This window comes from Streptomyces blattellae (assembly GCF_009709555.1).
GTDB classification, from domain to species: domain Bacteria; phylum Actinomycetota; class Actinomycetes; order Streptomycetales; family Streptomycetaceae; genus Streptomyces; species Streptomyces blattellae.
In genome coordinates this window covers 1-14,667 of record NZ_WJBG01000123.1, presented here as the reverse complement: position 1 = coordinate 14,667, position 14,667 = coordinate 1, and the positions used below count along the sequence as shown (strand labels likewise).

General features: G+C 70.0%; 17 protein-coding genes. 7 read left to right on the top strand and 10 right to left on the bottom strand.

Going from position 1 to position 14,667, the window contains the following annotated elements:
* Positions 1-4: 4 nt before the first annotated feature.
* The 3 genes from GFH49_RS10985 to GFH49_RS10975 all read right to left on the bottom strand — a co-directional run bounded on the left by GFH49_RS10985 (position 5) and on the right by GFH49_RS10975 (position 1,709).
* A complete protein-coding gene (locus tag GFH49_RS10985; RefSeq protein WP_155055652.1) occupies positions 5-670 on the bottom strand; it encodes a DUF5063 domain-containing protein in 666 nt (221 codons plus the stop codon).
* Positions 663-1,262 carry a recombination mediator RecR gene (gene recR, locus GFH49_RS10980; RefSeq protein ID WP_155055651.1) on the bottom strand — a complete coding sequence of 200 codons (600 nt, stop codon included), beginning with the start codon at positions 1,260-1,262 and terminating at the stop codon, positions 663-665. Before recR ends, GFH49_RS10985 begins: the two co-directional genes overlap by 8 nt.
* A gap of 90 nt (positions 1,263-1,352) precedes the next feature.
* Positions 1,353-1,709 (bottom strand): YbaB/EbfC family nucleoid-associated protein, encoded by a 357-nt coding sequence (locus GFH49_RS10975; protein WP_155055650.1) that lies wholly within the window; start codon positions 1,707-1,709, stop codon positions 1,353-1,355.
* A gap of 257 nt (positions 1,710-1,966) precedes the next feature.
* Between GFH49_RS10975 and GFH49_RS10970 the strand changes: the two genes are divergently transcribed.
* On the top strand, positions 1,967-2,716 hold the full coding sequence (locus GFH49_RS10970; protein ID WP_155055649.1) for an SLATT domain-containing protein: 750 nt from the start codon (positions 1,967-1,969) through the stop codon (positions 2,714-2,716).
* Between the two features lie 374 nt (positions 2,717-3,090).
* On the opposite strand, the gene GFH49_RS10965 is transcribed toward GFH49_RS10970, so the two are convergent.
* Positions 3,091-3,351, bottom strand: coding sequence for a hypothetical protein (locus GFH49_RS10965; protein ID WP_155055648.1), 261 nt, complete (start codon positions 3,349-3,351; stop codon positions 3,091-3,093).
* 139 nt (positions 3,352-3,490) lie between these two features.
* Between GFH49_RS10965 and GFH49_RS10960 the strand changes: the two genes are divergently transcribed.
* The 4 genes from GFH49_RS10960 (at position 3,491) to GFH49_RS10945 (ending at position 9,314) form a co-directional block, all read left to right on the top strand.
* Complete coding sequence (locus GFH49_RS10960; protein WP_155055647.1) at positions 3,491-4,846, top strand: aspartate aminotransferase family protein; 1,356 nt, start codon at positions 3,491-3,493, stop codon at positions 4,844-4,846.
* A gap of 575 nt (positions 4,847-5,421) precedes the next feature.
* Positions 5,422-6,123: a GntR family transcriptional regulator gene (locus GFH49_RS10955; RefSeq protein WP_155055646.1), complete on the top strand. Its 702-nt coding sequence runs from the start codon at positions 5,422-5,424 to the stop codon at positions 6,121-6,123.
* Positions 6,120-8,555, top strand: a complete 2,436-nt coding sequence (locus GFH49_RS10950) for a dolichyl-phosphate beta-glucosyltransferase (RefSeq protein WP_155055645.1) — start codon at positions 6,120-6,122, stop codon at positions 8,553-8,555. Before GFH49_RS10955 ends, GFH49_RS10950 begins: the two co-directional genes overlap by 4 nt.
* 108 nt (positions 8,556-8,663) lie before the next feature.
* The gene (locus GFH49_RS10945; RefSeq protein WP_155055644.1) at positions 8,664-9,314 is read left to right on the top strand and encodes a putative DNA-mimic protein; all 651 of its coding nucleotides are present in this window, start codon (positions 8,664-8,666) and stop codon (positions 9,312-9,314) included.
* 21 nt (positions 9,315-9,335) lie between these two features.
* On the opposite strand, the gene GFH49_RS10940 is transcribed toward GFH49_RS10945, so the two are convergent.
* From GFH49_RS10940 to GFH49_RS10920, 5 genes are all read right to left on the bottom strand, one after another.
* The gene (locus tag GFH49_RS10940; RefSeq protein WP_155055643.1) at positions 9,336-9,629 is read right to left on the bottom strand and encodes a DUF3303 family protein; all 294 of its coding nucleotides are present in this window, start codon (positions 9,627-9,629) and stop codon (positions 9,336-9,338) included.
* A gap of 119 nt (positions 9,630-9,748) precedes the next feature.
* The gene (locus GFH49_RS10935; protein WP_155055642.1) at positions 9,749-10,162 is read right to left on the bottom strand and encodes a PIN domain-containing protein; all 414 of its coding nucleotides are present in this window, start codon (positions 10,160-10,162) and stop codon (positions 9,749-9,751) included.
* Positions 10,159-10,422, bottom strand: coding sequence for a hypothetical protein (locus GFH49_RS10930; protein ID WP_230396234.1), 264 nt, complete (start codon positions 10,420-10,422; stop codon positions 10,159-10,161). Before GFH49_RS10930 ends, GFH49_RS10935 begins: the two co-directional genes overlap by 4 nt.
* Positions 10,423-10,537: 115 nt before the next feature.
* Positions 10,538-11,170: a hypothetical protein gene (locus tag GFH49_RS10925; RefSeq protein WP_155055640.1), complete on the bottom strand. Its 633-nt coding sequence runs from the start codon at positions 11,168-11,170 to the stop codon at positions 10,538-10,540.
* A 228-nt stretch (positions 11,171-11,398) separates the two neighbouring features.
* Positions 11,399-11,794: a bifunctional DNA primase/polymerase gene (locus GFH49_RS10920; protein ID WP_155055639.1), complete on the bottom strand. Its 396-nt coding sequence runs from the start codon at positions 11,792-11,794 to the stop codon at positions 11,399-11,401.
* A gap of 126 nt (positions 11,795-11,920) precedes the next feature.
* On the opposite strand from GFH49_RS10920, the gene GFH49_RS10915 reads away from it, so the two are divergent.
* Both GFH49_RS10915 and GFH49_RS10910 read left to right on the top strand, forming a co-directional pair.
* The gene (locus tag GFH49_RS10915; RefSeq protein ID WP_408055895.1) at positions 11,921-12,766 is read left to right on the top strand and encodes a helix-turn-helix domain-containing protein; all 846 of its coding nucleotides are present in this window, start codon (positions 11,921-11,923) and stop codon (positions 12,764-12,766) included.
* Positions 12,763-12,954 (top strand): DUF397 domain-containing protein, encoded by a 192-nt coding sequence (locus GFH49_RS10910; protein ID WP_155055637.1) that lies wholly within the window; start codon positions 12,763-12,765, stop codon positions 12,952-12,954. The genes GFH49_RS10915 and GFH49_RS10910 overlap by 4 nt, the downstream gene beginning before the upstream one ends.
* Positions 12,955-13,098: 144 nt before the next feature.
* On the opposite strand, the gene GFH49_RS10905 is transcribed toward GFH49_RS10910, so the two are convergent.
* Complete coding sequence (locus GFH49_RS10905; RefSeq protein ID WP_456243052.1) at positions 13,099-14,526, bottom strand: IS1182 family transposase; 1,428 nt, start codon at positions 14,524-14,526, stop codon at positions 13,099-13,101.
* Between the last annotated feature and the right edge of the window lie 141 nt (positions 14,527-14,667).

The following is a 14,667-nucleotide window of genomic DNA, read 5'->3' as shown; positions in this document are numbered from 1 at the left end:
GGGGCTACTTCGTCCTGGCCGGCCGGAGGCCCAGCGGGCCCGCGATCTCCTCCGCCATGACCCGGCCGGCCTCGAACTCAAGGGTCTCGTCGCCCATGGCCTGGTCCGTGTCGAGGCCGTCGAGTTCTTCGAGGGGCTGGTTCAACCGGACATGCGCCAGGACGGACTGCAGCGCGCGCAGCGTCGCCGAAGCCGTGGCACCCCAGTTGGAGAAGTAGGAGAACTGCCACCACCACAGCGCCTCGGTGGTGCGGCCCGCGCGGTAGTGGACCATGCCGTGCCGGAGGTCGGTGATGACGTCGGTGAGGTCGTCGGAGATACGGGCGGGGACCGGCGCCTTGCGGGGCTCGTACGGGTCGAAGACCTCCGAGTAGACGTCGACCGGTTCGAGGAGCCGGGCGAGGTTCTCGCGCAGTTCGTCCATGTCCGGCTCGGGACCCGGGTCGGGCTCGTATCGCTCCTCGGGCACCAGGTCCTCGTGCGCGCCGAGGCGGCCACCGGCGAGCAGCAGCTGCGAGACCTCCAGCAGGAGGAAGGGGATCGCCGATTCCGGCTCGTCCCCCTTCGCCACCTCGGTGACGGCGACGAGGAAGCTCTCTACCTGGTCCGCGATCTGGACCGCGAAGTCGTTCGGGTCCTGCGTGGTCGCGTGCAGCGTGGCGTCAGACATCTAGAAGTCGTCTCCCCTCGAAGGCGCGGCCGAGGGTCACCTCGTCCGCGTATTCCAGGTCGCCACCCACCGGGAGGCCGCTGGCCAGGCGGGTGACCTTGAGGCCCATGGGCTTGATCATGCGGGCGAGGTACGTGGCCGTGGCCTCGCCCTCCAGATTCGGGTCCGTGGCGAGGATCAGTTCCGTGACCGTCCCGTCGGCCAACCGCGCGAGAAGTTCTCGTATACGCAGGTCGTCCGGGCCGACACCCTCGATCGGGCTGATCGCGCCGCCGAGGACGTGGTAACGGCCGCGGAACTCGCGGGTGCGCTCGATCGCGACGACGTCCTTCGGCTCCTCCACCACGCAGATGACGGCGGGGTCGCGGCGGGTGTCGCGGCAGATGTTGCAGTTCTCCTCCTGGGCGACGTTCCCGCAGATCGCGCAGAAGCGGACCTTGGCCTTGACCTCCATGAGGGCCTGCGCAAGGCGCCGTACGTCCGTCGGTTCGGCCTGGAGAATGTGGAAGGCGATCCGCTGCGCGCTCTTGGGACCGACGCCGGGCAGCCGCCCCAGTTCGTCGATGAGGTCCTGGACCACGCCTTCGTACACGGACTGCCCGCCCTTCCTGGTGTTCTCTCGTACGTACGGTAGTTGCCGGACGCCCGCCGCAGAAAGGCAGGTCCGGTCACAGAACAGGTGTCAGAACGGCAGGCCCGGGATACCGCTGCCGCCGCCCAGTCCGCCGCCCAGACCCTGCGCCAGCGGACCCAGCTTCTGCTGCTGGAGCGTCTGCGCGTTCTCGTTGGCCGCGTGTACGGCCGCGACGATCAGGTCGGCGAGCGTCTCGGTGTCGTCGGGGTCCACCGCCTTCGGGTCGATCTTCAGCGCGCGCAGTTCACCGGCGCCGGTGACGGTGGCCGTCACCAGTCCGCCGCCGGCCTGGCCGTCGACCTCCGTCTGCGCCAGTTCCTCCTGCGCCCGCGCCAGGTCCTGCTGCATCTTCTGGGCCTGCTGCAGCAGCTGCTGCATATTGGGCTGGCCACCACCGGGGATCACGATCAGCTCCTCTTCGGGTACGGGATTTTCCCGCTCGGCACGAGCCTACGTGGTCCGCGCAGCCGTCGCCCCGGCACTCTTTCGAGTGAGACGGCCGCGCGTCCTATACCTGATCAAGACCCACTTCCGGGCGGAAAAGAGGGGAAAACCGGGTCTTCGCCACCCATTGGGCGGTAGGAAGGGTGCGGCGCGTCAGCATCAGGTGTCACGTGAGCGCCAGGCAGGCGTCACACACCGTGATCAGTAGGGAGTGCCGGGTGGGTCAGCCGGAAATGCAGCCCGAGGGTCGGCCTCAGGACAACCGCGGCAAGGACGCCGCCGGACTGCGGCCGGGCGATCTGACCGGGCGGGCGTTTCCGCTCGGGGACTGGGCGGAGCCGGCGGAGCGGCTGGACGAGCTGTACCGGTGGGTGGAGCGCGGGGCGCTCTCCACCGCGGCCTGGTATCTCGCCGATCGGGTGTGGAAGCGGCGGGGCGCGCGGGGGCTGCGGGCGGGCGCCGCGGTAGGGGCGGTGGCGGGGGGCGCGTTGCCATTGCTCGATCTGACGGGGGTGCTGGCCGGGGCCGCCGCGTGGGGGTATCTGGCGCTGCTGCTCGGGGCGGCGTGTGTGGCGATCGACCGGTGCTTCGGGGTGACGTCCGGGTGGATAAGGGACGTCGCGACTGCGCAGGCTGTGCAGCGGCGGCTTCAGGTGCTGCAGTTCGACTGGGCCTCGGAGAGTGTGCGGGAGGTGCTGGGGCCGGCGGAGGGGACGGCGAGTGAGGCTGCCGAGCGGTGTCTGGGGGTGCTGCGGAGGTTCTCCGAGGACGTGACGGAGCTGGTGCGGGCGGAGACGGCGGACTGGATGGTGGAGTTCCGGACCGGGTCCGCGCCGATGGGGCTTCAGTCGGCGGTGTCAGGCGGGTCGCGGGGCGAGGGGGCTGTGGTGCAGGGCCGGTTTCCCATGTCGCCCGGCGGCTCCGCCCGGCCGAACATGCCTCGGCAGCGACCACCGGAACCGAGGTGACCGGGGCTGCTGCGCCCCCGGACCGAGTTGAGGGCGCGTCAGCCGACATCGCGGCAGAGATGATCCCCCGCATCCGTCGAGCACGGCACATGGCCGTGGCTGCGGATGACGTTCTGGCCGTTGTCGCGGATGCCGTCGAGGAAGCTCTCCCGGCAAGGAAGCTCTCCCGGCGAGGAAGCCGACGGGCGGGGCACCGTAGGTGTGGGCGTACTCGGCGCCCTTCTCGTCGTTCGCCTGCTTGAAGTTCGCTGAAGCCGTTGGCGCCCCGGGTCGAGGCGACCGTCTTCAGCACCGCCGATGCCGGAGCCCTCGCAGCCCAGCGGGGCGGGTCGTCGCCGCGGGCGATGATGATGGTGGGGGAGTCTGCGGGCCGTTCAGTCGTCGGACCGCTGCTCGTGCCGGTGGGTGCCCCGGGCCAGCTCCTGCAGAATCTGGTGCTCGGTCTTCCCCGTCATCCGGGCCAACGTCCGCAGCAGCGCGGCGCACAGGGCCGCTGTGCCGTCCATCAGGTTCTCGGCCGCGGCCGGGTCTTCCCGACGCCGCTCGGCCAGGTAGTCGCTGAGCAGGTCGTTCCCGGAGACGTAGGCGGTCATGAACTCGATACCGGTGCGGACGCGGTCGTAGTCGCTGGTCATGATTGAACAGTGGCACAGACCGTGAGCCATGCACCGGCCCCGGTACCGCCCCGGCATCGACAACCTGTCGCGGAAAGCCGCATCCCGCAGACAGGACGCCGATACCGCTTCCGCATCGCGGACATTTACGCTCGCCCGCATGACCCCTCAGCCAAACCCCGAGGCCGGCGCCGCCGTGAAGGCCGCGGACCGTGCGCATGTCTTCCACTCCTGGTCAGCGCAGGAACTCATCGACCCGCTCGCCGTCGCCGGCGCGGAGGGGTCGTACTTCTGGGACTACGACGGCAAGCGCTACCTCGACTTCAGCAGCGGGCTCGTCTACACGAACATCGGCTACCAGCACCCGAAGGTTGTCGCCGCGATCCAGGAGCAGGCGGCGAGGATGACAACGTTCGCGCCCGCGTTCGCGATCGAGGCGCGGTCGGAGGCGGCGCGGCTGATCGCCGAGCGGACGCCGGGTGACCTGGACAAGATCTTCTTCACCAACGGCGGCGCGGACGCGGTCGAGCACGCGGTGCGGATGGCCCGGCTGCACACGGGCCGGCCGAAGGTGCTGGCGGCGTACCGCTCCTACCACGGCGGTACCCAGCAGGCGGTGAACATCACGGGTGACCCGCGCCGCTGGGCGTCGGACAGCGGTTCGGCCGGCGTGGTGCGCTTCTGGGCCCCCTTCCTCTACCGCTCCCGCTTCTACGCGGAGACGGAGGAGCAGGAGTGCGCACGGGCCCTCGAACACCTGGAGACGACGATCGCCTTCGAGGGGCCGTCGACGATCGCCGCGATCATCCTGGAGACGGTTCCGGGAACGGCGGGGATCATGGTGCCGCCGCCGGGCTATCTGGCGGGCGTCCGTGAGATCTGCGACAAGTACGGGATCGTCTTCGTCCTGGACGAGGTCATGGCCGGGTTCGGGCGCACCGGCGAGTGGTTCGCCGCCGACCTGTTCGGTGTCGTACCGGATCTGCTGACCTTCGCGAAGGGCGTGAACTCCGGGTATGTGCCGCTGGGCGGGGTCGCGATCTCCGGGGCGGTCGCGGAGACGTTCGCCAGGCGGCCGTATCCCGGTGGGCTGACCTACTCCGGGCATCCCCTGGCCTGCGCGGCCGCCGTCGCGACGATCGGCGTGATGGCCGAGGAGGGAGTCGTCGAGAACGCGGCGAACCTCGGCGCGGCGGTCGTGGGACCGGCGCTGCGGAAGCTGGCCGAGCGGCACGCGTGTGTCGGCGAGGTGCGGGGCGTCGGCATGTTCTGGGCCCTGGAGCTGGTGCGGAACAAGGAGACCCGCGAGCCGCTGGTGCCGTACAACGCCTCCGGCGAGGCGAACGCCCCGATGGCCGCGTTCGGCTCCGCCGCGAAGGCGCAGGGCCTGTGGCCCTTCATCAACATGAACCGCACCCACGTCGTACCCCCGTGCAACGCGACCGAGGCGGAGCTGAAGGAGGGGCTGTCGGCACTGGACGCCGCGCTGACCGTGGCTGACGAGTACACGGAGTAGGGGCTGAGGCGGGGGTGGGTCGCGCGGCCCGGCGCTGCCGGGGCGCCGCCTGCGCCACCCTCCCCCACTCTCGGCTTCGCTTGAGCGGGGGGACCCCCATCGCCCCAGCGGCACGACTGCCCGCAGTCGGGGGGCGCCCCACTTCTCGGCGCCGGGCCGCGCGATTCGGCCCGTCCGGCGCTCGGAGACGACAACGACCGTCCTCCGCCCCCACCCACCCCAGCTGGGGACACTCGCCTCTCGGCGCCGGGCCGCACGATTCGGCCCGTCCGGCGCTCGGAGACGACAACGACCGTCCTCCGCCCCCACCCACCCCAGCTGGGGACACTCTCGGCGCCGGGCCGCGCGATTCGGCCCGTCCGGCGTTTGAGGACGAGGCCGTTCGGGCCGATGCGGGGGCTGGGGGCGCAGCCCCCAGGGGTGGGACGGGTGAGGGCGGCGGGGGCGGAACGCGCGGCCGTGACGGACTGCCCCGCCGGGACGGCGACCCGTGCATCCCGAACGCGTAAGGTGGCGTGCTCGTAGACATATGCGAGCACGCCGACCCATCACGACGTAAGGGAGACGCCCCGACCATGCCCGGCACCAGCGGCAACGGCGCCGTGACCCGCAGCACCCTGCGGCAGCAGCTCGCCGACGCGCTTCGCGACGAGGTACTGGCGGGACGACTGCAGCCGGGTCAGGAGTTCACGGTGAAGGAGATCGCCGAGCAGTACGGCGTCTCCGCCACCCCCGTACGCGAGGCCCTGGTCGATCTCTCCGCACAGGGCCTCCTCGACGCCGACCAGCACCGCGGCTTCCACGTCCACGAGTACTCCGTGGCGGACTACCGCGGCATCCTGGAGGCCCGCAGCCTGGTCATCGCGGGCATGTTCCAGGCACTGGACACCACTCACCAGGGCTACCAGAACCCCGCGGACGCCCGTTTCGCCGCCGGCCTCGCCGGTGCGCGCCGCCGCGGCGAGGAGGCTCAGCGCGCGGCAGCCGCCGGTGACCTCACCGTCCTGATCGGCTACGACCTGCGCTTCTGGAAGGAACTCGGCACCCTCTTCGGCAACCCCTACCTCACCGACTTCCTGCACCGGCTGCGCGTCCAGTCCTGGGTCTGCGCGGTGCAGCACCTGCGCCGGGTGACCGACCTGCGAGGCCGCCTCTGGTCGGGCCACACCCAGCTGGTCGACGCGCTGGTCCGGCGCGACACCGCCGAGGCGCGCACGATAGTCGCCTCGTACAACACGGAGTCCCTCGCCCTCATCGAACGACTGGCCGCCGAATGAGGGGCCCCGAGACGGCCGTGGACCTCTCCGTCGTCATCCCCGCCTACAACGAAGAACAGCGCCTCGGCCCCACCCTCGACGCCATCGCCGCCTATCTCGGCGAGGACGAGGGCCGCTGGGGCGACTGGGAGATAGTCGTCGCCGACGACGGCTCCACCGACGCCACCCGCGACCTCGTCACCGAGCGGACCGAGCGGACCGGCTCCCGCGTCCGGCTCGTCGGCGGCGACCGCAACCGCGGCAAGGGCGCCGCCCTCCGCCTCGGCGTCGCCGCCTCCCGTGGCCGCCGGGTCCTGGTCACCGACGCCGACCTGGCGGCGCCGATCGAGGAGTTGGAGCGGCTCGACAAGGCGCTCAGCGAGGGCTGTGCGGCGGCGATCGGTTCCCGCTCCGTGCCCGGCGCGACGATCGGTGAGCGCCAGCACCCGCTGCGTGAGCTGCTGGGCCGCGCGGGCAACGTCCTCATACGCCGGACCGCCGTCCCCGGCATCCGCGACACCCAGTGCGGGTTCAAGCTCTTCGACGGCGACCGGGCCCGCGAGGCCTTCGCCGACTCCCGCCTCGACGGCTGGGGCATCGACGTCGAGATCCTCCAGCACTTCCACCGCGCCGACTGGCCGCTCGCCGAGGTCCCGGTCCGCTGGTCGCACCAGACGGGCTCGAAGGTCGGCCCCCTCGACTACGGCCGTGTCCTCGCCGAACTCGCCCGCCTCAAGGCCCGCGCGCTCCGCCCTGCCGACGTCCTGGCCGTGGCCCTCTTCCTGCTGATGTCGGTCGCCCTCTACTCGGGCCGCCTGATCGACCCGAACCACCGCTATCTGCCGGACTCGCTCCGGGACCAGAACCAGTGGGAGTGGTTCTTCGCGGTGACGGCCGACAACGTCGCCCACCTCCGCAATCCCCTCTTCACCGACCTCCAGGGCTTCCCGGACGGCGTGAACCTCATGGCCAACACGGTCATGCTCGGCCTGTCCGTCCCCTTCACACCGCTGACGCTGCTCGCGGGCCCGGCGGTCTCCCTCAGCGTCGTCATGACGCTGGGCCTCGCCGCCACCGCCGCCGCCTGGTACTGGCTGATCGTGAAACGGGTCGTACGGCAGCGCGCCGCGGCCTTCGTCGGCGCGTCCCTGGCGGCCTTCGCCCCGCCGATGGTCAGCCACGCCAACGCGCACCCGAACTTCATCATCCTGTTCATGATCCCGCTGATCATCGACCGGGCGCTCAGGCTCTGCTCCGGCACCCGGGTCGCCCGGGACGGGACCGTGCTGGGCCTGATGACGGCGTACCAGATCTACCTGGGCGAGGAGCCCCTCCTGCTGGCGGCGATGGGCATGCTGCTGTTCGCCGCCGCCTACGCGGTCGTACGACGGGATGTGGCGAAGGCGTCCTGGCGCCCTCTCGGCAAGGGCCTGCTGATCGGCGCCGCGGTCTGCCTGCCCTTTGTCATCTACGCCCTGGCCTGGCAGTTCTACGGCCCGCAGAGCTACCACAGCGTCCTGCACGGCGACAACGCGGGCAACAGTCCGCTCGCGCTCCTCTCCTTCGCCGAACGCTCGTTGATCGCGGGGAACGCGGACACGGCGAACGCCCTCTCCCTCAACCCCACCGAGCAGAACGCCTTCTACGGCTGGCCGCTGGTCGCCCTCGCCTTCGCGATCCTCGTACGGCTGTGGGAGCACGCCCTGGTCAAGGCGCTGGCGTTCACGGCCGTCGCCGCGGCCTTCCTCTCCCTGGGCCCGGAGTTCCGTATCCCGCTGACGGACGTGGTGCTGCCCGGCCCCTGGGCGCCGCTCGCCGGGCAGCCGCTGTTCGAGTCGGTCATCGAGGGCCGGGTGGCGATGGTGTGCGCACCGGCGCTGGGCATGCTGGTGGCGCTGGCGGTGGACAGGCTGGCCGCCACGCGTGCCGTGAGCACGCAGTTCGCCGGCTTCCTCGGCGTCTGCCTCGCCCTGCTCCCCCTCGTCCCCGCCCCGCTGAAGGCCGTGGACCGTGCGGAGGTGCCGGCGTTCATCGCGGACGGGAGCTGGAGGTCGTATCTCGGAAAGGGCGAGTCGCTCGTCCCGGTCCCGCTGCCGGATCCCGGCAACGCGGAGGCCCTGCACTGGCAGACGGAAGCCGGCATGGGCTTCAAACTCCCCGGCGGCTACTTCAACGGCCCCTACGGCGAGGAGCGCACCGGCATCTACGGCGCCGCCCCCCGCAACACCTCCAACCTCCTGCGGGAGGTGCGCTACACGGGCGAGGTCCCGGAGATCGGCGAGAACTGGCGGACGCTGGCCCGGCAGGACTTCGGCTTCTGGAAGGCGGGCGTGCTGGTGCTGGCGCCGCAGCAGAACGACGACAAACTGCGCGAGACGGTGGAGAAGCTGGTGGGCCGCCCCGGTAAATGGACCGGCGGGGTGTGGGTATGGGACCTGCACGCGGGGAGCTGATGGGCACCACACCGACTACTGTTCCAGTCGTTTCCAGTCGTATCCGCCGTATCCGCTCCGCCGTGTCTGCCGTGTCTGCCGTATCTAGTCGTGACGAGGAGACCTCTTTTGGCCTGTGATCTGTGGCTGGTACCGCTCGTCGACGTGTTGTGCCACACGCCCGACAACCCCTTCGCCGAGGAACTCGCGCAATACAACAAGGTGCTGGCCGAGGCCGGACTGCCCCCGGTGCCGGTGTACCAGTACATGCCGGGCCTGTCGGGCGAGGTCGCCCCGGTGGCCGGCTTCGACTACGACGCACTGCACTTCCTGCGCCGCGCCTACCTCCTCCAGGTCTGCGGCCTCCCGGTGACGCCGGTCGACGAACTCGGCGGCGACTACGAGCAACTCCTGGAGATGTTCGAGACGACGGCCCAGCAGTCACACCTGGTCTGGCACTACGACCACGCGGGCGCCTACGTCCCCCTCGACTTCCCCCACCCGCTGGCCAATGACGAACTCCTCGCGGGCGGCGGCCCGTTGGGCTCCGCGCAGACACTCCTGCGCGAGCTGGAATTCGTGGCACCGGTCATCGGCATCGACCCGGCCAACCCCCCGGCGCCGCCTCAGCCCCCACTGGTCCCGACCGAGTTGGAGGAACCTGCGGTCCCCGCCCCCTACGACCCCAGCCCCTTCGCCCGCGAGCGGCACGTCTGGCTGGGCCTGCACGCGGCGGCGACGCGAAGCCTGGCGCAGGGCTCAATGATCATCTTCAGCTGACCGGCGGCGACGGCGTCGGCGTCAGCGGCCCAGCTGGGCAAGCCCCTTCTGCAGGTCCTCGGGGTTCATGACCGGCGTGTACGACACATCGGCACCCAGATCGAGGAAGAACGGCTCGGCGATCGCCGGCATCTCTGAGCTGTCCTTCATGTCGAACACCATGTAGCAGGTGCGGTGGCCGTTGTCGGTGGTGAAATAGGCCGCCTCCGGCTTGACCTGCTCCATGGACGACTGGACCAGCTTCGCCATGGTGCCGTTCCGGATGGCCTCGTTCGACCGCTCCGTGTCGAGTTGTGCCCTGAACAGAACGCGCATCACACTCACCCTCTCGCGACGGCCCCGTCTTCAGAATATGCCCATATGCCGCTTTTCGGGTGAACGGGGGCGGGTCGGCCGGGGCGGCGGTTGGTCGCGCCGGCCCCGGCCTGAGGTCATCACCGCTGACGCGGCAGCCTGATGGTGCGGACGAGAGGCATGTCCGCGTACCGGTCCGGCTCGACGGTCACGACATGGCGGCCGTCCGGCCAGTCGGGCGTCGGCCTGGACAAATGGACGGCGTGACCGAGCCGCCATTCCACTCCGTCACGCAGCAGTGAACCCACACTGCACGCACCCGGGAAGTCCAACTCGACGATCTCGACGGCGGGCAGGGCGCCGACGTGCTCGGCAAGCCCCTTGCGCATGCCGTCCGCGGCCGCCAGACACAGCGCGGGAACGTACACATGGCGGGTGGGTCCGTGCTCGGTGTTCGCGACGAACTGCGAGGCGAGCGAGTTGCCCGAGCCCAGCGCCAGCAGGGCCGACTCGTCGAATACGACGCCGGTCGACCCCGCCGCCGTGGCGCTCACAGGCTCTCCACGGGCCGGCCGGCCTCAAGGTCCTGCCAGACCTTCTCCACCCGGTCGTGATCCTCGTCCGTGAACGTGACGCCGAAGTGCGTCTCGCAGTACGCCTTCGTCTCCTCGTACCGCTTGCGCAGCTCCTCCTTGGTGGGGGTGGCCCCCGCCAGCTCGGCGATCAGATCGCGCATGGTCATCCCACGTTCGCGGGCGAGCACCATGAGACGGTCACGGACAGCGGGATCAACCTTGACGGTGGTGTCAGCCATGACGGCAGTATACCGACGGTATACCGTATCGGCCCGCTCAAGCAATGCGGTCATTTCGTTCCTTTCGGTTGGTTCACCCGCCCGTACAGACGTACGGCCGGGAGTCTGCATGCGCCTACGCGGGCACAGCTCGCCCCTTCAGCAGCCCCCGGACCAGCTCCCCGCCCCGCCGCACGACCCGTCGCCAGGCAAAGGCCCCCGATCCCGGCACCTCGACCTCAACAGCTGTGACAGGAGCGGCAGTTGGCGCCACGGGACGGCACCCGTCCCGCAAGCGCTCCTCGACGAGGGCGCACGCCGAACGCACCGGCTGCGGCGGCCACCCGTACACCACAGCCGCCCGCAACTCGGCACTGCTCGCCCCACGCCTCCACCACTCCTCCACCAGCGGTGCAAGCCGCAGCGCCTCGGTGGCGTCGAGTGTGAGCCGGGAATCGATCCGCCCGAACGAGATGAGCAGCTGCGCGGCGAGCGAGGTGTGCCTCTCCGACACCTTCCGATCCCGGACTTTTTCGGTTTCACCCGTTGGTGACTGGACTTCGTACGGGGTGTCGAACACCTCGTAAACGAAGGGGAGTTGATCCACCTCCGCGCCCCCGCGCACGACCCGTCGCAGATACCGCAGTTCCTCCAGCTCACGCAGGGCGGCGGCGATCCGGGCCCGCCCTTCCGGGCGCCGCGCGGCAATCGTGCGGAGCGTGACGCGAGCGCCGCCCGGGAGGGCCAATAGGTACGTCAGTACGCTCACCGCGCACCAGGAGATGCGGCGGTCGCGGAGAAGAGCGGCAGAGAAGCCTGAAAAGACGCGCGCGGGCGTCATACGATGAGAAAGCATCCGGAGGGTCTGCTCCTGGTGTCGAGCCCCCGGGTGTTGGCGCACCGCGGGGGCATTTCTTTGTTGGGCGTGACTCTACGGGTACGCAGAGCGACGATTGCAAGCCGAAACCGTCTTTTCCCAGGCGGAAGTTCACGTTCTTCACTCCTGCGAGTGAAGCGCGGTGCGCAACAGGAGCGCGTGTACGAGCTGGTCGGCAGCGGTCGGGCGGTAGCGCCAACTCAAGGGCCAGGTCAGGCCGTTGAGGGCCGGGATCGGGATGTACGAGACGTGGTCCGGGCCGGCGGCGAGACGGGTGACGCCAGCGGGCCACGGGCGGTGGGACGTACTGCCGACGGGCACGAGGAAGTAGACCCCGCGGCGACCGGTTGCCGTCTCGACGATCGGTCCCGGATCGCCGCCGGTCATCCGGGCGAGACGGTCGGCAAGGGTTCGACCGTCCTCGCCGTCAATTCTGAGGGCGTCGAACTGGACCCCCGCCTTGCGGAGTTGGACGCCGGTCGCAGGGATCCAGCTCAGCTCACTTTGCGTGTTCACGGGGTCAGTTTCCGTAGGCGCGGCTAGCGTGATCAATGACTCTGGGTTGCTGGTTGAACACGGTTGGATACCCGGGTTCGTGAGTTGTGACCGGTTGAGTTCGGTTGAGTTCGATTGAGTTCGGAGGTGACCGCAATGGCGCGGACGGAGAACAAGACGGAGGCGGGCGGTACGGCCCATCTGGTCGCCGCCCTGGCGAAAGCGCTTCGGGAGCAACAGGGGCTGTCCCAAGAGCAGTTGGGCGCGAAGTTCGGCTACACGGCGGCGGCGATCAGCGCCATGGAGACGTGCGCTCAGCCCGCGAGCGATCAGATGCTGGTGGGGTTGGAGGAGGAGATCGGGGGTGGGCTGGGCGTCTTCGAGGAGGCGCGCAAGTGGATGCTGCTGGAGAAGTACCCGGCTCGCTTCCGCGGGTTCTCGGAGTTGGAGGCAGGGGCGGTCACGATCTGCTCTTACGAGACGCTGGTGGTCGACGGCCTGTTCCAGACCGAGGACTACGCGCGGGCGTTGATCGGCGGCGGCTATCCCCCAGTGTCCGAGCAGAAGCGCGAGGAACTGGTCGAGGCCCGGCTGGCCCGCAGGGCGCTCTTCGACCGGAGCCCGGCCCCGTACATCGAGCTGATCCTCGAAGAGAGCGTGCTACGACGGCCGTTCGGCAGCTGGGAGATCATGCGCGGGCAACTGCGCTCGCTCGCCGAGGACGCCCGGAGGGACAATGTCTGTGTGCAGGTGCTGCCCCTGGATCGTGGGCTGCGAGGAACGTACGCAGGCGCCTGCGGCCCAATGAAGCTCGTGGAGACCGAGGACCACCAGCACGTCATCTACTTGGAGGTCGAGGACCAGGGGATTCTCGTCAGCGATCCGACGGAGGTGTCCCCACTGGCGCACCGCTATGCGAGGATCCGTTCACAGGCCCTGAGTCCCGACGAATCACTGGCCTTCATCGAACAGTTGGCAGGAGAGGAACGATGACCGGCACCGGAAGCCTTCGCTGGTTCAAGTCGAGCTACAGCGACAGCAGCGGCGGCAACTGCCTCGAAGCCGCCGTACCCCTCCACGCGGTCACCATCCACATCCGCGACTCCAAGACGCCCGACGGCCCGAACCTCACCGTGTCCGGCAAGGCATGGACCGCCTTCCTCGCCGGAAGCGCCGTCTAGGAGCGTGTCTCAGTAACGGGCAACTGGCCGGGAGGTCGTGATCGGCGGGATCGGTCGCGGTGGTCCGGTCAGCGCCTGTGGGGCCGACGGGCGGGTCGGTCGGGCCGGGATTTCGGCCCGCGGTGGCCGGGGCGGCCCGGTTGGTCAGTCGGCCGCGGCGGCGAGGCCGGTCGGTCCGGCGTGGCGGAAGATCTTGCGGAGGTTGTGGCAGGCGGCAAGCAGTCGCCACTCGCCGCGGGCGCCGTCTTCGCCGCGCAGGAGGAGCCGGCGGCCGTTGTGGCAGGTCATGATCTGTCCGAAGACGGGTTCGACGATGGCCTTGCGGCGGGCGTAGGCGGCCCGGCCGGGCTTGGTCCGCAGCTTGCGGGCCATGCGCTCCTTCAGCGTGGCGTCCTTGGGGATGCGTCCGCGTGGAGCGGGCGGAACCTGCTCGTCGTGGGCCAGTCGGCCGGTGGCCATGAACGTGTCGGTGCCGCAGGCCAGTTGGCGGTCCTTGGCGGCTTCGAGGTTGGCTTCCGAGCAGTATCCGGCGTCGACCAGCGCCTGCTTGGGGTGGGCGCCGGTGTTCGCCGCGGACTGGTCAAGCATCAGGGTGTAGTTCAGCGCGTCCGAGGGGTTGCACGTCACGTCGGCGGCGGTGATGACCTGGTGTTCCTCGTCGACTACGGCCTGCGCGTTGTAGGCCTGGATGTAGGCGCCGTCGCTGTTCTTCATGATCCGCGAGTCGGGATCGGTGAAGTTGGCCTGCGCCTTGGGCTTGGGCCGGGCCCTGGCGGCGGTCGCCTCGCCGGCGTCGGTGACGGCCTGCTCATCACTGGTGCCGGCGCGCTGCTGACGGCGGCGTTCCTTGTCCTCGGCATGCTTGCGGGCCTTGTCGGCGGCCTCGGCCTCGATCTGCGCGCGGGCGGCCTGCAGCTTCGCCAGGCGCTTTTCACGCCGGTCCAGTTCGGCGGGCAGGTCCACCTCCTTGCCGTCCACGCCGAAGACCTGGTCCTCGGCTTCGTCGGCGGCCTCCGCGTCGGCCAGCAGTGCCTGGGCCTTCGCTTCCAGCTGGGCGATCTCGGCCTCGATCCGCTCTTCCTTGTCGACCAGGCGGCCGTAGCTCATCGCCTTGTGCTTGGAGGCACTGGCCTCCAGCTTGGTGCCGTCCAGCGCGACGCGGCCCATCTTGACCAGGCCGAGTCGCATGGCCAGGTGCAGCGACTGGGTGAACAGACCGGCCAGTGCGTCCAGGTGGCGGCGGCGGAACCGGGCGATCGAGCGGAAGTCGGGGGCCTGGCCGGCGGCCAGGAACCGGAACGCGACGTCGTCGGCCATGCGGCGCTCGATCGCCCGGGAGGAGCGCACCCCGGTGGTGTAGCCGTAGATCAGCAGCCGCACCATCAGCCGGGGGTCGTAGGGCGGGTAGCCGCGCTTTTCGGTGTAGTCCGCCAGGACCGGTCCGAGGTCGAGCACCTCGTCGACCAGGTCGGCGACGAACCGGGCCGGGTGGTCCTCGGGCAGCCAGTCATCCAGCGACGGCGGCAGCAGCAGGACCTGATGCGGGTCGAACGCCCGGAACGTCTTGTCCACCGCCACCGCAGGACCCATCGGCCGCTTCTTCTCGACCGGCTCGACCTCGAACAGCCCATCCCCACCATGCATACCGTGATCATCCCGCACCAATGATCACGAACCATAGGCGGGTTGCCCGTTACTGAGACACGCTCCTAG

What these genes read in the sequence shown, in the direction of transcription:
- GFH49_RS10985 (WP_155055652.1), bottom strand. Translation starts at nt 670, where the DNA reads ATGTCTGACGCCACGCTGCACGCGACCACGCAGGACCCGAACGACTTC.
- GFH49_RS10965 (WP_155055648.1), bottom strand. Translation starts at nt 3,351, where the DNA reads ATGACCAGCGACTACGACCGCGTCCGCACCGGTATCGAGTTCATGACC.
- GFH49_RS10960 (WP_155055647.1), top strand. Translation starts at nt 3,491, where the DNA reads ATGACCCCTCAGCCAAACCCCGAGGCCGGCGCCGCCGTGAAGGCCGCG.
- GFH49_RS10955 (WP_155055646.1), top strand. Translation starts at nt 5,422, where the DNA reads ATGCCCGGCACCAGCGGCAACGGCGCCGTGACCCGCAGCACCCTGCGG.
- GFH49_RS10950 (WP_155055645.1), top strand. Translation starts at nt 6,120, where the DNA reads ATGAGGGGCCCCGAGACGGCCGTGGACCTCTCCGTCGTCATCCCCGCC.
- GFH49_RS10940 (WP_155055643.1), bottom strand. Translation starts at nt 9,629, where the DNA reads ATGCGCGTTCTGTTCAGGGCACAACTCGACACGGAGCGGTCGAACGAG.
- GFH49_RS10930 (WP_230396234.1), bottom strand. Translation starts at nt 10,422, where the DNA reads ATGGCTGACACCACCGTCAAGGTTGATCCCGCTGTCCGTGACCGTCTC.
- GFH49_RS10910 (WP_155055637.1), top strand. Translation starts at nt 12,763, where the DNA reads ATGACCGGCACCGGAAGCCTTCGCTGGTTCAAGTCGAGCTACAGCGAC.